Annotated in this window: 18 protein-coding genes; 12 read left to right on the top strand and 6 right to left on the bottom strand. The window is 66.9% G+C overall.

Going from position 1 to position 14020, the window contains the following annotated elements; all coding sequences use genetic code 11:
- Positions 1-44: 44 nt before the first annotated feature.
- From E2F46_RS01770 to E2F46_RS01725, 10 genes are all read left to right on the top strand, one after another.
- A complete protein-coding gene (locus E2F46_RS01770) occupies positions 45-818 on the top strand; it encodes an SDR family oxidoreductase (protein WP_133320454.1) in 774 nt (257 codons plus the stop codon).
- 65 nt (positions 819-883) lie between these two features.
- On the top strand, positions 884-2257 hold the full coding sequence (locus E2F46_RS01765; RefSeq protein WP_133320453.1) for an aldehyde dehydrogenase family protein: 1374 nt from the start codon (positions 884-886) through the stop codon (positions 2255-2257).
- Positions 2254-3834: an esterase/lipase family protein gene (locus E2F46_RS01760; RefSeq protein WP_133320452.1), complete on the top strand. Its 1581-nt coding sequence runs from the start codon at positions 2254-2256 to the stop codon at positions 3832-3834. The genes E2F46_RS01765 and E2F46_RS01760 overlap by 4 nt, the downstream gene beginning before the upstream one ends.
- A 140-nt stretch (positions 3835-3974) precedes the next feature.
- Positions 3975-4301, top strand: coding sequence for a nuclear transport factor 2 family protein (locus E2F46_RS01755; protein ID WP_133320451.1), 327 nt, complete (start codon positions 3975-3977; stop codon positions 4299-4301).
- Between the two features lie 10 nt (positions 4302-4311).
- A complete protein-coding gene (locus E2F46_RS01750; RefSeq protein ID WP_133320450.1) occupies positions 4312-4578 on the top strand; it encodes a hypothetical protein in 267 nt (88 codons plus the stop codon).
- Between the two features lie 18 nt (positions 4579-4596).
- Positions 4597-4848, top strand: a complete 252-nt coding sequence (locus tag E2F46_RS01745; RefSeq protein WP_133320449.1) for a hypothetical protein — start codon at positions 4597-4599, stop codon at positions 4846-4848.
- Between the two features lie 151 nt (positions 4849-4999).
- Positions 5000-6181 (top strand): low temperature requirement protein A, encoded by a 1182-nt coding sequence (locus E2F46_RS01740; protein ID WP_207949493.1) that lies wholly within the window; start codon positions 5000-5002, stop codon positions 6179-6181.
- Positions 6178-6849, top strand: a complete 672-nt coding sequence (locus E2F46_RS01735) for a potassium channel family protein (RefSeq protein ID WP_133320448.1) — start codon at positions 6178-6180, stop codon at positions 6847-6849. Before E2F46_RS01740 ends, E2F46_RS01735 begins: the two co-directional genes overlap by 4 nt.
- A 109-nt stretch (positions 6850-6958) precedes the next feature.
- Positions 6959-7504 (top strand): DUF924 family protein, encoded by a 546-nt coding sequence (locus E2F46_RS01730; RefSeq protein ID WP_243720264.1) that lies wholly within the window; start codon positions 6959-6961, stop codon positions 7502-7504.
- Between the two features lie 81 nt (positions 7505-7585).
- Entirely contained in the window at positions 7586-8344 is a 759-nt protein-coding gene (locus tag E2F46_RS01725; RefSeq protein ID WP_133320446.1) for a type 1 glutamine amidotransferase domain-containing protein, read from the top strand.
- Positions 8345-8437: 93 nt separating this feature from the next.
- Here the strand turns inward: E2F46_RS01725 and arsH are convergent, their stop codons facing one another.
- From arsH to E2F46_RS01700, 5 genes are read right to left on the bottom strand one after another with little or no spacing between them, the layout of a single operon-like run.
- Positions 8438-9178 (bottom strand): arsenical resistance protein ArsH, encoded by a 741-nt coding sequence (arsH, locus tag E2F46_RS01720; protein ID WP_133320445.1) that lies wholly within the window; start codon positions 9176-9178, stop codon positions 8438-8440.
- Positions 9156-9578 carry an arsenate reductase (glutaredoxin) gene (gene arsC / locus E2F46_RS01715; RefSeq protein ID WP_133320444.1) on the bottom strand — a complete coding sequence of 141 codons (423 nt, stop codon included), beginning with the start codon at positions 9576-9578 and terminating at the stop codon, positions 9156-9158. Before arsC ends, arsH begins: the two co-directional genes overlap by 23 nt.
- A complete protein-coding gene (locus E2F46_RS01710) occupies positions 9575-10264 on the bottom strand; it encodes an aquaporin (protein WP_133320443.1) in 690 nt (229 codons plus the stop codon). The genes arsC and E2F46_RS01710 overlap by 4 nt, the downstream gene beginning before the upstream one ends.
- Positions 10261-10764, bottom strand: a complete 504-nt coding sequence (locus E2F46_RS01705) for an arsenate reductase ArsC (RefSeq protein WP_133320442.1) — start codon at positions 10762-10764, stop codon at positions 10261-10263. The genes E2F46_RS01710 and E2F46_RS01705 overlap by 4 nt, the downstream gene beginning before the upstream one ends.
- Positions 10761-11111, bottom strand: coding sequence for an ArsR/SmtB family transcription factor (locus tag E2F46_RS01700; protein ID WP_133320441.1), 351 nt, complete (start codon positions 11109-11111; stop codon positions 10761-10763). Before E2F46_RS01700 ends, E2F46_RS01705 begins: the two co-directional genes overlap by 4 nt.
- A 132-nt stretch (positions 11112-11243) precedes the next feature.
- Here E2F46_RS01700 and radA point away from each other — a divergent pair, with 132 nt between their 5' ends.
- Positions 11244-12620 carry a DNA repair protein RadA gene (radA, locus tag E2F46_RS01695; protein WP_133320440.1) on the top strand — a complete coding sequence of 459 codons (1377 nt, stop codon included), beginning with the start codon at positions 11244-11246 and terminating at the stop codon, positions 12618-12620.
- Positions 12617-13201, top strand: coding sequence for a hypothetical protein (locus tag E2F46_RS01690; protein WP_133320439.1), 585 nt, complete (start codon positions 12617-12619; stop codon positions 13199-13201). The genes radA and E2F46_RS01690 overlap by 4 nt, the downstream gene beginning before the upstream one ends.
- A 15-nt stretch (positions 13202-13216) precedes the next feature.
- Here the strand turns inward: E2F46_RS01690 and E2F46_RS01685 are convergent, their stop codons facing one another.
- Complete coding sequence (locus E2F46_RS01685; protein ID WP_133320438.1) at positions 13217-14008, bottom strand: cytochrome C assembly family protein; 792 nt, start codon at positions 14006-14008, stop codon at positions 13217-13219.
- Positions 14009-14020: the final 12 nt, after the last annotated feature.

The raw sequence follows: 14020 nt of genomic DNA, 5'->3' as shown, positions 1-14020 counted from the left end.
ACGAAACCCCATTACCGGTAGTTCAATCCAAGGAGATAACCGTCATGGCCAATCATTCCATCAAAGGCAAAGTCGTCCTGATCGCGGGCGGGGCCAAGAACCTCGGCGGGCTGATCGCCACCGATCTGGCCGAGCAGGGCGCCAAGGCCGTTGCGATCCACTACAACAGCGAGTCCAGCAAGGCGGATGCGGAGAACACCGTGGCCGCGATCGAGAAGGCGGGCGCGAAGGCGGTGGCCCTGCAGGGCGACCTGACCTCCGCGGCGGCGGTGGAGAAGCTGTTCGCCGACACCGTCGCGGCCGTGGGCAAGCCCGACATCGCCATCAACACCGTGGGCAAGGTGCTGAAGAAACCGATGACCGAGATCAGCGAGGCCGAGTACGACGAGATGACCGCGGTCAACAGCAAGACCGCCTTCTTCTTCCTGAAGGAAGCCGGCAAGCACGTCAACGACAACGGCAAGGTGTGCACCATCGTCACCTCGCTGCTGGGCGCGTTCACGCCGTTCTATGCGTCGTATGCGGGCACCAAGGCGCCAGTGGAGCATTTCACCCGCGCGGCGGCGAAGGAGTTCGGCGCGCGCGGCATCTCGGTGACGGCCGTCGGCCCCGGGCCGATGGACACGCCTTTCTTCTACCCGGCCGAAGGTGCGGACGCGGTGGCGTACCACAAGACCGCGGCGGCGCTGTCGCCGTTCTCGCCGACGGGCCTGACCCACATCGAGGACGTGGTGCCCTTCATCCGCCACCTGGTCAGCGACGGCTGGTGGATCACCGGACAGACCATCCTGATCAACGGTGGGTACACCACCAAGTAGTCCTTCGATGGCCTTGCCTGCAGTCCACCGGTTGCGGTGGGCTGCAGGCACGATGGGAGGTCTGGATGAACCCGTACCAACCCCTGCTGGACCTGCAACGCGAGTTTTTCTTCAGCGAGGCAACCAGGCCCGCGTCGTGGCGCTTGGAACAGCTTGATCGCATGGAGCGCATGCTCCGCGAGAACCAGCAGGCGTTGTGCGATGCCTTGTACCAGGACTTCCGCAAGCCGCCATTCGAGCAGCTGTTCGAGATCACGGTGCCGCTGGGGGTCATCCAGTATTACCGCGAGCACTTGGGGGCGCTGATGGCGCCGCAACCGGTGGCGATTCCGGAAGGCCTGGAAGCAACCGGCAATCGCGGCGTGATCCTCAAGGAACCCTACGGGGTGACGCTGGTCATCGGCCCGTTCAACGCGCCCATCCTGCTGTTGCTGGACCCGGCGATCGCCGCGCTGGCGGCGGGCAACACGGTGATCCTCAAGCCGGCCAACACGACCCCGGTCACCGCCGCGCTGCTGCAGGAACTGGTGCCGAAGTACTTCGCGCCGGAAGCGGTCAGCGTGATCACCGGCGGTCGGCAGGAAATCTCGGCACTGCTGGAGCTGCCGTTCGATTTCATCTTCTTCACCGGCAGCTCGGCCGTCGGCAAGGTGGTGATGCGCGCGGCGGCCGAGCACCTGACGCCGGTGATCCTCGAGCTTGGTGGCCAGAACCCGACGGTCGTCGACCAGACCGCGAACCTCGACATCGCCGTGGACCGCATCGCCTGGGGCCATAACGCGATTTCCGGCCAATGGTGCATCGCGCCCGGCTACGTGTACGTGCACCGCTCGATCGCCGACGACTTCATCGGTCGGCTGAGGCGTTCGCTGGTGGCCATGTACGGCGAGGACCCGCAACAGAGCCCCGACCTGGCGCGCATGATCAGCGAGCACGACGCCCAGCGCGTGGCCTCGTACATCCTGCCTGAGAAGGTCGTGCATGGCGGCCGCTTCGACGTGCCGGATCGCTACGTGGAGCCGACCGTGCTGTACCCCAGCACGTGGGGCGACCCGGCCATGCAGCAGGAAGTGTTCGGCCCGGTGCTGCCGGTGCTGCCTTACGACGACCTGGGCGACGTGATCGAGACCATCAAACGCAAGCCCAAGTCGCTGGCCGCCTACATCTTCAGCAAGGACCAGGCCACCATCGATCGTTTCCTCGGCAGCGTGTCCTTCGGCGGCGGCTGCGTCAACCAGACCAACCTGCATTGCTGGATCGACAGCCTGCCGTTCGGGGGCGTCGGCTACTCGGGCATGGGCAAGTACTACGGCAAGGCGGGATTCGATGCGCTGTCCAACACCAAGGCCATGCTGATCGGCAATCCCGACGTGGTGCTCGACGTGTTTCCGCCGTATGCGGACAAGGACATCTCCGCCAGCCTCAGCGTGTTTTCATGAGTCGCGCGCACGCGCTGCAGCCTGGGCGCATGTGGTTGGCGTTCCTGCTGGCTGCCCTGCTGGCAGCGTGCAGGACCACCCCGGAACCCGACGTGCCGCAGGCGGTCTCCGCGGCACGACAGGCCTACGATGCACTGCACGATGCGCCGGAGGATGCCGCGGCGATGGCAGCGTACCAGGGCGCGCTGGCGCGGCTGGGGATCTGGCTGGAACGGCAGCCCGCGGACCGTCAGTCGGCGGCGTTGGCCGCCAGCGGTCTGCGCCTGGACGATCATGACCTGGGCGAGGCGGGCCTGCGTTACCGCCGGGCCCAGGGCGTTTCGACCCGCAGGCTGGAGCGCCGCCACACACGCGATGGCATCGGGCTGCCGATGGTGGCCTGGCGCAGCAACGATGGCAGCGGCCCGTGGGACCGCTTCCTCCCGCCGGAAGGCATCTACCTGCCCGCCACCGCGCTGCTGGAACGGGAGGCGGGTGGCTGGGTGCTGCGCATGGTGTCGCCGCTGGCGCATGCGCAGGCGACGCTGGCGGGACGGGACTGGCCGCTGGCGGCGGATACCACGGCGGCGTTCGCACTGCTGCTGGCGCAGCCGGGTGCGTCGGAACTGGGCCGCACCGGCTTCTTCGGCCTGTTCAACCCGCAGAACGCCAGGCGCGCGGAACGGGTGTACCTGATGAAGGGCTACGACCCGTCGAAGATCCCGCTGCTCACGGTACACGGGCTGCAGTCCACGCCACTGACCTTCGCCAACCTCGCCAACGACCTGTTCGCCGATCCGGAATTCCGCCAGCGCTACCAGTTGTGGCAGTACCACTATCCCACCGGCATGGCGGTGCTGCACAACGCCACGCAGCTACGCACCGCGCTGCGCCGCACGCTTGATGAACTGGATCCGGAGGGCAAGCACTTCGCCACCCGGAACATCGTGACGATGGGCCACAGCATGGGGGGCGTGATCACCCATACCCTGGTGAGCGACTCGGGCAGTGCGTTGTGGGATTCGGTGGTGGACGTGCCGCCGCAAGCGCTGACGCAATGTCCGCCCGAAGCGGTCGAGGCATTGCATGCGAACCTGGTGTTCGAACGCGACCCGCGCGTGGTCCGCGCCATCTTCATCGCCGCCCCCCACCGCGGCAGCGAGATGGCCGACAACTGGATCGGCACCCTAGGCCAGCGCCTGTTCCACCGCGACCAGGCGGCCCTTGGGCCGTACAGCTTCCTGCTGGAATGTGCCCGCGATCGCATCGACCCGCGCTTCGCATCGCTGCTGCACGACGGCAAGTTCAGTTCGATCCGCACCTTGTCCAGCCAGAGCCGGCCGGTCATGGCGTTGTCGGACATCCCGCCGGCCGTCCCGTTCCACAGCATCATCGGCCAGCGGCGACCCGGGCCCATGGAAACGGGCAGCGACGGCGTGGTCCCCTACAGCAGCAGCCACATGGACGGCGCGGAGTCGGAACTGATCGTGCCGTACGGCCACAGTGCATTTCGTCATCCGGATGCGGTGAAAGAGATCTTGCGGATCCTGCACCTGCAGGCGGCACGCTCGCCGGTGCCGGCAGGGGTGGCGCCGTGAGCCGGCGGGAGGCCTTGCGGGCCTTGGCGGCGTTGGCAGCCATACTGCTGGTCTCGTGCGTCGATACGCAACTTGCCGATGCGGGATCCGCGCAGCCGCCACCACCACCGAAACCGCCGCAAACCAGGGAGAACCACACGATGACCACCCCGTTGCCCACCCCCGTTGCCCGCCTGGTCGACGCGGTCAACCGCGGCGACACCGATGCCTTCCTGGCGCTGTTCCCCGGCGATGGACGGGTCGATGACTGGGGGCGCAGGTTCGACGGCCATGACGCGATCCGCGCATGGAGCGAACGCGAGTTCACCGGTGCCAACGGAACGCTGACGCCGCGCAAGGTCACCACCGCCGGCCAGACCGTCACCGTGGATGCAGCGTGGAAAAGCAATTTCTACAGCGGGGATTCCCGGTTCGTGTTCGTGGTGGAAGGCGACGGCATCCATGAAATGCGCATCGTCGCGCACTGAGGAAACGCGCATGCATACGATCAAGGTTGTTCTGGCAGGAATCGCACTGTTCGCAGCGATGGCGCTATTGGGTCGACTGGCGGACGGGGCGTCGGGCGCGACCTATGCCTTCTACCTGTTCGTGCCGCTGTGGCTGGCGTGCGCGGTCGTCAACCTGCGCATCGGCGTGGTGCGTGCGGGGTACACGGTGCGCCAGGAATTGCCGGTCCTGGCCGTGGTGTTTGCGGTGCCCGTGGCGATCGCCCTGGGTGCCTGGCTTCTGTTTTTCAGGGACTGATACGGGAGAACCAGAACGATGAGAACCGCCATCCTGATCGCAATCGGGCTGTTGCTGGTGTGGGTTGTCATGGACAGGGTCGCAGCGCATCGCCGCGAAGGCACCGCCGTCGCCTTGATGGTCGTATGGCTGGCGGTGGTGGTCTGGAACCTGCTGACCGGCATGTCGCACGGCTACACCTTCCGGGAAGAGCTTCCGATCCAGCTCGGCATCCTGTTGCCGCCGGTACTGCTGGCGTGGTGGATGGGGCGGAAGCGTAACCAGGGCTGATGGCCGGCCACGAATCCCTCGTCATCGCGACCACGGAAAACCCTTCATCGGCTTGCGGAATGTGCAACCGTCCATCCGCCCGCGTCGGCGGATCGCTGCGGCCGTACGCCCCTTGCCAGCAACGGCAACCAATGTATCAAGGCAGTCCAGAATGTTGCATTTCCTGATTCATCGCGCCATCCCTTCCTCGGCGCTGCGCCGGTTGGGGGCGTCGGAAAGTCCGCGCGTTACCAACATGGAGCTGTTCTTCGACCTGGTGTATGTGTTCACCATCATCCAGCTCTCCCACTACTTGCTGGATGGCATGACATGGATGGGGGCCATCGAGGCGCTCACGCTGTTTGCCGCAGTGTGGTGGACATGGAATTACACCGCGTGGGCCACGAACTGGCTCGATCCCGATCACGTCAGCGGACGCGTGTTGATGACGGTGCTCATGGGGTGTGCACTGGTGATGGCGATCGGGATTCCGGAAGCCTATGGCGACCGTGCGGGCCTGTTCGCCGTTGCCTATGTCGCCATGGCGCTGCTGAGGGCCGGATACATGTCCCTGCTCTTCCGTGGGCAGGCGATGGGACGCAACTATGCGCAGCTGTTTGCGTGGAGCGCTGTGTCCGGATGCTTCTGGATCGCCGGCGCGCTGTTTCCGGAGCAGCGCATCCTGCTCTGGATCCTTGCGGTGTTACTGGACTATGCGGCTCCGTACCACGGGTTCTGGTTGCCGGCGCTGGGGTCGACATCGATGGCGAGCTGGCCGCTGCGAGGGCTGCATCTGTTCGAGCGGAACCAGCAGATATTCATCATCGCGTTGGGCGAATCGATCCTTCTGCTCGGAGCGCTGCTGGTTGGCAGGTCGCTGGATCCACCGGTGGTATCGGCGGCCATCATCGGCTTCCTGGTCATCATCATGCTTTGGTGGATCTACTTCGTGCAGCTGGCCGAACGCGGCGAGCATGGCTTCCACCACGGCACCGACCATTCGCGCCTGGCGCGCGCCGGTTTGGCCTACGCGCACGGCGTCATGGTCTGTGGTGCGATCATCGTCGCCGTGGCGATCGAACTGATCGTGGCACATCCACTCGATCCGGTGCATGTTCCCACGGCACTCGCCGCGGCAGCCGGTCCAACCCTATTCCTGGCCGGCGCCGCCCTGTTCCACAGGACGATGTCACGCAGGATGCCCGGCACGTATGGACTGGCAGTGTTGGCGCTACCGGCGTGGGCATGGCTGACGGTGGCCCTGCACCTCGATGGCCGATGGCTGGGCGCGGGCGTACTGATGCTGATGACAGCGGTTGCTATCCGGCAGCGTGGGCATGGAGCCCTTGCATGAAGGCGGAGTCAATATCCACCGGGCGCAGGGTGACGTTGTACCTGCTGCTCGGCATGCTGGTACACAACCTGACCTATCCGCTGACCGGCATCGGCGGTGTATGGCCCGCGCTCTTCTACCTGTTCTACGGCGTGCTTTTCGTCGCGGCAACGTGGCTGCTCCTGCCCGACAGGGGGCTGCGAATGCTGGCCGCCGGCTGTGGCGTAGCCGTCATTGCGGCGGGGCTGGCCAATTCGTACGCGCCCGGGACCTATACAAAGCTGGGTGTCTTCCTGACTTCGATCGCCTACCACGCCGTGATTACCTGGGTGCTGGTGGTGTACATCTTCCGCGCGACGGCGGTCATGGCGGATGTGCTGCTTGCCGCGGCCTCCATCTATCTCGTCATCGGATCCGGATTTGCCGCGATCTACGGCTTGGTCGAATGGCTTTCGCCCGGATCCTTCGTGACCGCGTCCGGCGACCCGGTCAGCTGGCAGCAGCTGTTCTACTACAGCTACGTCACGCTCACCACGGTGGGCTACGGCGATATCTTGCCGCAAGGGTTTCTGGCGCAGTCCTTTGCCATCTTCCAGGCGGTGGTTGGCGTGCTCTATACCGCCATCCTGCTGGCAAGGCTCGTTGGGCTGCAGGCAAGTCCGTCTCCGGAGGCCAGGGAGCCTTCATGATGGCAGCGCCGATGCAACGACGGGATACTCGCGACGTCCTGCAGGGAGCGCGTGTGCGTGCCCGATTCGCACGCAGCCAACACGGCGGATGGATGCGCAGGACGTCGACGTGAGTACCGACCTGGGCTGGAGGGCTGTACTTGCATTCTGGGATGGCGCCGGGCCCGGAAAGTGGTTCGCCAAGGATGCTGCATTCGACGCGGCGTTCCATGCGCGGTTCATTGCAACGCACGAGGCTTCGGCCCGTGGGGAAGTGAACGAATGGGCGCATGCCCCGAGCTCTTGCCTCGCGCTGCTGTTGCTGCTGGACCAGTTTCCACGCAATGCCTTTCGCGGCACGCCGCGCATGTACGCCACCGACGCAGCGGCGATCGAGGTGGCGCGGCATGCGGTGGCGGCGGGTTTCGACAGGCGGGTCGAGGGGCTGTTGCGATTGTTCTTCTACCTGCCGTTCGCGCATTCCGAGCGGCTGGAAGACCAGGAGGTGTCGGTGGCGCTGAACCGTCGCCTCGGGCAGCCATGGCTGTCGCATGCCGAAGACCATCGAAACATCGTGAAGCGGTTCGGCCGTTTCCCGCACCGCAATCCAATCCTGGGGCGCCCATCGACGCCGGAGGAGATCGCATTCCTCGCCGCCGGCGGGTTTTCCGGTTGAAGCGGATGGCGACGGCAAGATCGCACGCACCTGCGCCCGGACTCGGCAACGACCTCTCACCACTCACCACTGGAGCCTGACATGCCAGCATCCGACCTGAAGATCGAAACCCGATGCGGGATCGCGCGCACGCCGCGTCGCATCCTGTCCATCGTGTCCAACACCACCCGGCTCAAGGATTTCCCGGTGGGCTTCTTCGCCGAGGAAATGACGCGCGCCTTCCTGATGTTCACCGAAGCCGGGCACCGGGTGGACCTGGCCTCCCCCAAGGGCGGCGAAGTCATGTTCGACACCCACAGCGACCCACGCACGCCGGGCGGTGCATATGCCGACGACCTCATCAGCCTCGGGTTCGCGCACCATGCCCGGTTCGGCGCCATGCTCAAGGACACGTTGCCGATCAGCGCGGTGTCCGTGGACGATTACGATGCGGTCTGGGTGGCTGGCGGCGGCGGGCCGTTGCTGACCTTCAAGGACGACACTGCGCTGCACAAGCTGATTGCCGATTTCTACGAGAGGGGCAAGGTCGTCGCCTTGATCTGCCATGGATCATCGTTGGCACTGTGGACGCGCCTGTCCAACGGCAAGCTGCTGGCAGAGGGCAAGAAGTGGACCGGCTTCACCGACGAGGAAGAGGCCGAGGCCAATGCCGCCTTCGGCATGACACTGAACGAGTACACCATCGAAAGCGAACTGGCCGGCGTAGAGGGCACCAGCTTCCTGTGCCGCGGGCCCAACGAACCCTTCGCCATCCGCGATGGACGCCTGATCACGGGGCAGCAGCAGTACAGCAGCGCGCTGACGGCGGAGCTGGTCCTGGAGGCGCTCGACGAGTATTGATTCCACGGCAGTGTCCCGCGGCGGTGAGCGGACGCATTCGAACGGTCGTGCCGTCCGGCGCCGGGATGGCAGCCGGGCAGGCGACCAATCACGTCAGATCAAGCGCAGTCCCGTGCGTGCTTCCAGTTGCGCGGCGCGTTCCTTGCGTTCGCTATAGCGATCGACGAGGTGCGGGGCCACGTCACGCGTAAGCAGGGTGAACTTCACCAGTTCCTCCATCACGTCCACCACGCGGTCGTAGTAGGACGAGGGCTTCATGCGCCCGGCCTCGTCGAACTCCTGCCAGGCCTTGGCCACCGACGACTGGTTGGGGATGGTCAGCATTCGCATCCACCGGCCCAGCACGCGAAGTTGGTTGACGGCGTTGAACGACTGCGAACCACCCGAGACCTGCATCACCGCGAGGGTCTTGCCCTGCGAAGGCCGCACCGAGCCTTCGGCCAGCGGAATCCAGTCGATCTGCGCCTTCATGATGCCGCTCATCGCGCCGTGGCGTTCGGGCGAGCTCCAGACCATGCCTTCCGACCAGCGCACCAGTGCGCGCAGTTCCTGCACTTTCGGATGGGTCTCGGGCGCGCCATCGGGCAGGGGCAGGCCGGTGGGATCGAACACGCGCGTTTCCGCGCCCATCGCCTGCAGCAGGCGTTCGGCTTCCAACGTCAGCAGTTTGCTGTACGAACGGGTTCGCAGCGAGCCATACAGCAGCGCGATCCGTGGCGGGTGGCTGGCGCGTTGCGTTGGCGACAGCAGGGCGTCGCGATCCGGATGCCGGAATTCGGCCGTTTGCAGGTTTGGCAGTGCGTCGAACGGATCAGACACGGTTGCCGCCTGCATCGATCACCGGCTCGCCGTCTTCCTTGTTGAACGCGCCACGCTGCGGTCGGGGCAAGATGTCGAGGACGGCTTCGGAGGGCCGGCACAGGCGCGCGCCCAGCGGTGTGACCACGATGGGACGGTTGATCAGGATCGGGTGCGCCAGCATCGCGTCGACCAGCTGCGCGTCGGTCAACGACGGGTCGTCCAGGCCCAGTTCGGCATAGGGCGTGCCCTTGCTGCGCAGCAGGTCACGCACCGGCATGCCCATCGCCGCGATCAAGCCGACGAGGGTGTCGCGATCCGGGGGCGCCTGCAGGTACTCGACGATGTGGGGTTCGGTGCCGGTGTTGCGGATCAGGCCCAGCACATTGCGCGAGGTGCCGCAGTCGGGGTTGTGGTAGATCGTGATGTCGCTCATGCGAGGTTTTCCTTGGCGGAAGAAACAGTGTTGCTTTCGATGGAAGGCCCATCGCCGCCCAGCGCACGGTGCAGCCCGTAGCCGCAGCCTGCGCCCACGATTTGCGCCGCCACGAAGGCGGGCACGTCGCTTGGGGCGATGCCGGAGAAACTGTCGGTGAACATGCGCCCGAACGCCGCGGCGGGGTTGGCGAACGAGGTGGAGGCGGTGAACCAGTACGCGCCGCCGATCCACGCGGCCACCATCGCCGCGACGCGTCCCGGGGGCGCACGCAGGATGACCAGCAACAGGCCTGCCGTCGCCACCACTTCCGCCAGCCACTGTCCCGGGCCACTGCGCGAGTTGGCGGACCATTGGAGGATCGGCATGGCGAACATCGCATGCGCAAGCCACGCGCCGCTGGCCGCGCCCGCCAGCTGCGCGGCGACGTATCCGGGCAGCGCGGCCTTCGGCAACACGCCGCGGAGGGCCATGACCAGGCTGACGGCGGGATTCATGTGCGCGCCACTGACCGGGCCGAAGCTTTCGATCAGGATGTAGAGCGCGGCGACCGTGGCGAAGGTGTTGGCCAGCAGCGCGACCGCGACGCTTCCGCCCGACAGGCGCTCGGCCATGATGCCGGAGCCGACCACCGCCACCAGCAGCAGTGCGGTCGCGATGTATTCGGCGAACAGCCTGCGGATCATTCGTTGTCCACCTTGCCGATGTCCTGCAGTTGCGACTGCGCGGCAATCCGGTCCAGTTTCTCCAGCGGCAGCGACAGCAGCAGTTCGACGCGGCGGCGCAAGGTGGCGAACGCAGCGGTGAAGGCGTGGCGGCGGGCAGCCTCGTCGCCGGTGGCTTCGACCGGGTCGGGGACACCCCAGTGCGCCTGCGCGGGATGGCCCAGCCAGACCGGGCAGGCTTCGCCGGCGGCGTTGTCGCAGACGGTGATGACGATATCCATCTGCGGCGCGCCTTCCACCGCGAACTCGTCCCACGACTTGCTGCGCGCAAGCGTGGTGTCGTAGCCGATCGCTTGCGCCAGTTCCAGCGCCATTGGCTGGACCTGGCCGCTCGGGTGGCTGCCGGCGCTGAAGGCGCGGAACCGGCCCTTGCCGAGGACGCCGAGGATCGCCTCGGCCATGATGCTGCGCGCGGAGTTGCCGGTGCACAGGAACAGTACGTTGTAGATGCGGTCGCTCATCGTGTGGTCTTCCGGGATTTGGGGAGTGCCGGGGGGTTGCCGGGTTTCGATGGCGGGCAGGCTTGGCCGCCACAGCAGTTTTCAGTCAGGGATCCGAGCAGCGCCTCCATCGCCGCGTAGTCGGCGCGCACCCGGATCACCCGGCCTTCGCGCTCGTCCACCACCAGGCCGTTGGCGCGCAACTGGTTGAGGTGTGCGGTGAGCGTGGCCGGCGGCAGGTCCAGCGCCTCGCGCAATTCGCCGACGGTAAGCCCGCCTGGCCCGGCCTGCACCAGCAGGCGGAATGCAGCCAGTCGGCTGTCATGGGCGAGGGCGCGCAGCGCGCAGACGGCGTGGCCGGGTTTCATTATTCGATAATTCCAGAATAGTGGAATTATTATCGCGCCATGTGACCGGTATGTGTCAACCGCCGTCGCGCGCGTCTCGCGTGCCGCGACACCGCTCCGCTAAGCTGCCGGCTTCCCGGGCAGGGCGACACGATGGCGAAGGCAAGGACGGCATACGTCTGCAGCGAATGCGGCGCGGACTTCAGCAAATGGCAGGGGCAGTGCGGTGCTTGCGGCGCGTGGGACACGCTGTCCGAGATCGTGCTGGAAACGGCGGCCGCGGCGAAATCGCCCGCCTCGCGCCGCAGCGGCTGGGCCGGCAAGGTGGACGCGCCGAAGGTCACCGCGCTCAAGGACGTGCAGCAGGGCCAGGACGTGCGCGTGTCCACCGGCATCGGCGAGTTCGACCGCGTGCTGGGCGGTGGCCTGGTGGCAGGCGCGGTGGTGCTGGTCGGCGGCGACCCGGGCATCGGCAAGTCGACGCTGCTGCTGCAGGCGGTGGCGTCGATGGCTTCGACGCTGCCGGGACTCTACGTGACCGGCGAGGAATCGCTGGCGCAGGTCGCCGGGCGCGCGGCTCGGCTCGACCTGCCGCTGGAAGGCATCAATGCGCTGGCCGAAACCGGCATCGAACGCATCCTCGAACAGGCGGTCGCGCTGCGGCCGCGGATCATCGTCGCCGACTCGGTGCAGACGCTGTGGACCGAATCGCTGACCGCTGCTCCCGGTTCGGTCAGCCAGGTGCGCGAGAGCGCGGCGCGGCTGGTGCGCTATGCCAAGGAGACCGGCACCGCGGTGTTCCTGGTCGGCCACGTCACCAAGGAAGGCGGCATCGCCGGCCCGCGCGTGCTGGAGCACATGGTCGATGCGGTGCTGTATTTCGAAGGCGATTCCGGCAGCCGCTTCCGCGTGCTGCGCGCCTTCAAGAACCGCTTCGGTGCGGTCAACGAACTGGGCGTGTTCGCGATGGCCGACAAGGGCCTGAAGGAAGTGCCCAACCCTTCGGCGATCTTCCTCTCCGGCGGCAGCACGCAGCAGCCGGGCAGCTGCGTGATGGTGGCGCGCGAAGGCACGCGACCGCTGCTGGTCGAGGTGCAGGCGCTGGTGGATGCGTCGCCGCTGTCCAATCCGCGGCGCGTGGCGGTGGGGCTGGAAGGCAACCGGTTGGCGATGCTACTGGCGGTGCTGCACCGGCACGGCGGGGTGATGGTCGGCGACCAGGACGTGTTCGTGAACGTGGTCGGCGGCATCCGCGTGCAGGAGACCGCGGCCGACCTGCCGGTGCTGCTGGCGGTGCTGTCGTCGCTGCGCGACACGCCGCTGCCGGAGAAGACGGTGGCCTTCGGCGAAGTCGGCCTGTCGGGCGAGATCCGCCCGGTGCCGAACGGAGAGGAGCGCCTGAAGGAAGCCGCGACGCACGGCTTCAAGCGCGCCATCGTGGCGAAAGCGAACGCGCCGAAATCCGGCAGCTACAAGGGCATGGAGATCATCGCGGTCGAACGGCTGGCCGAGGCGCTGGAGCAGGCGTGAGCGAGCCGCCGCCGCGAGGCGCATCGCTGCGGTTCGCGCGCGTGCTGTCGATCGTCCTGCACCCGTTCCTGGTGTTCGCCGTCCTTGCACTGGCGGCGGCGTGGCGGCTCGATCCCGGTTCCATGTTGCGTACCGCCGTCGGCATCGCGATCGCCATCGCGATCGTCTGGGCGTTCGTGCTGCAGCGTCGCCGTGCCGGCCACTGGCAGACCGTCGATGCCTCGCGCCCGCAGGAACGTCCGCTGCTGTACCTGCTGGCGTTGCTGGTGGCGGGTGCATACTGGTGGTGGATGGGCGGCCGCGCATCGGCGACATCCACCGGCATCATCGCCGCGGTGGCCATGCTGTGCATCGCCGGGCTCGCCAACCGCTGGATCAAGCTGTCGCTGCACATGGCCAGCCTTGCGTTCGCCGGCTGCGTGCTGCTGCAGCTCGCGCCGGTGCCCGGCATCGCGATGTTGGCCATCCTGCCTTTGCTTGCGTGCGCGCGGCTGCGCATGGCGCGGCACACCGTGCCGGAAATCGCCGCCGGCGTCCTGCTTGGCGTGCTGTGCGGGGGTGCGCTCACATTGGTCGGGTGAGGCGTGGCCGGCCGTTTATCCGGTGCGCTGCAACACCAGCTCCAACACGAACTTGCTGCCGAAGAACGCCAGCACCAGCAGCGCCATCGCCGCCAGCGTCCAGCGCACCGCGATGCCGCCGCGCCAGCCGTAGCGCCAGCGTCCGAACAGCAGCGCACCGAACGCCAGCCACGACAGCACGCTGAGCACGGTCTTGTGCATCAGGTGCTGGGCGAAGAAGTCGTGCACGAACAGCACGCCGGTCAGCAGGGTCGCGGTGAGCAGGATGAAGCCCACGGCAATCGTGCGGAACAGCAGCGTTTCCAGCTCGGTCAGTGGCGGCAGCGCTCGCAGCCAACGGTGGAATTCGCGCCGGCGCAGGGCGCGTTCCTGCAGCCACAGCATGATCGCCAGCAACGCGGCGATGGCCAGCGTGGCGTAGGCCAACAAGGCCAGCCACGCGTGCAGCTCCACGCGCCAGTCGAGGTCGCCTCGCGGGCTGCTGCCCGACCACAGATAGCCGGCCAGGGACAGCGCGGCCAGCGGGAACACCACCGCGCCGAGCGCGCCCATCCGTCCGGTGGCGGCATACAGCGTGGTCAGCGCCGCCATGCCCAGGCCGACCAGGGACAGCGCTGCGAAGAACTGCAGGTCCAGCCCGCCGACATGGCGCCAGGTCAGGATGTGGTAAGTGGCATGCAGCAACACCGCCGCCAGCGCGGTCAGCAGCCAGAAGCCGACGCCGGCGCGGTCCTCGCGCAGCACGCGGCGCACCACCAGCCATCCGGCCAGCAGGTAGAAGAGGCTGGCGATGAGAACGATTGTCATCTTGGAAGTGTC

The sequence above is a fragment of the Luteimonas aestuarii genome, assembly GCF_004357985.1.
Taxonomy (GTDB): Bacteria; Pseudomonadota; Gammaproteobacteria; order Xanthomonadales; family Xanthomonadaceae; genus Luteimonas; species Luteimonas aestuarii.
This window is presented reverse-complemented; position numbering and strand designations above follow the sequence as displayed.

What these genes read in the sequence shown, in the direction of transcription:
- radA (WP_133320440.1), top strand. Translation starts at nt 11,244, where the DNA reads ATGGCGAAGGCAAGGACGGCATACGTCTGCAGCGAATGCGGCGCGGAC.
- E2F46_RS01710 (WP_133320443.1), bottom strand. Translation starts at nt 10,264, where the DNA reads ATGATCCGCAGGCTGTTCGCCGAATACATCGCGACCGCACTGCTGCTG.
- arsH (WP_133320445.1), bottom strand. Translation starts at nt 9,178, where the DNA reads ATGCAGGCGGCAACCGTGTCTGATCCGTTCGACGCACTGCCAAACCTG.
- E2F46_RS01760 (WP_133320452.1), top strand. Translation starts at nt 2,254, where the DNA reads ATGAGTCGCGCGCACGCGCTGCAGCCTGGGCGCATGTGGTTGGCGTTC.
- E2F46_RS01740 (WP_207949493.1), top strand. Translation starts at nt 5,000, where the DNA reads ATGTTGCATTTCCTGATTCATCGCGCCATCCCTTCCTCGGCGCTGCGC.
- E2F46_RS01705 (WP_133320442.1), bottom strand. Translation starts at nt 10,764, where the DNA reads ATGAGCGACCGCATCTACAACGTACTGTTCCTGTGCACCGGCAACTCC.
- E2F46_RS01735 (WP_133320448.1), top strand. Translation starts at nt 6,178, where the DNA reads ATGAAGGCGGAGTCAATATCCACCGGGCGCAGGGTGACGTTGTACCTG.
- arsC (WP_133320444.1), bottom strand. Translation starts at nt 9,578, where the DNA reads ATGAGCGACATCACGATCTACCACAACCCCGACTGCGGCACCTCGCGC.
- E2F46_RS01745 (WP_133320449.1), top strand. Translation starts at nt 4,597, where the DNA reads ATGAGAACCGCCATCCTGATCGCAATCGGGCTGTTGCTGGTGTGGGTT.
- E2F46_RS01765 (WP_133320453.1), top strand. Translation starts at nt 884, where the DNA reads ATGAACCCGTACCAACCCCTGCTGGACCTGCAACGCGAGTTTTTCTTC.
- E2F46_RS01700 (WP_133320441.1), bottom strand. Translation starts at nt 11,111, where the DNA reads ATGAAACCCGGCCACGCCGTCTGCGCGCTGCGCGCCCTCGCCCATGAC.
- E2F46_RS01750 (WP_133320450.1), top strand. Translation starts at nt 4,312, where the DNA reads ATGCATACGATCAAGGTTGTTCTGGCAGGAATCGCACTGTTCGCAGCG.
- E2F46_RS01725 (WP_133320446.1), top strand. Translation starts at nt 7,586, where the DNA reads ATGCCAGCATCCGACCTGAAGATCGAAACCCGATGCGGGATCGCGCGC.
- E2F46_RS01755 (WP_133320451.1), top strand. Translation starts at nt 3,975, where the DNA reads ATGACCACCCCGTTGCCCACCCCCGTTGCCCGCCTGGTCGACGCGGTC.
- E2F46_RS01685 (WP_133320438.1), bottom strand. Translation starts at nt 14,008, where the DNA reads ATGACAATCGTTCTCATCGCCAGCCTCTTCTACCTGCTGGCCGGATGG.
- E2F46_RS01770 (WP_133320454.1), top strand. Translation starts at nt 45, where the DNA reads ATGGCCAATCATTCCATCAAAGGCAAAGTCGTCCTGATCGCGGGCGGG.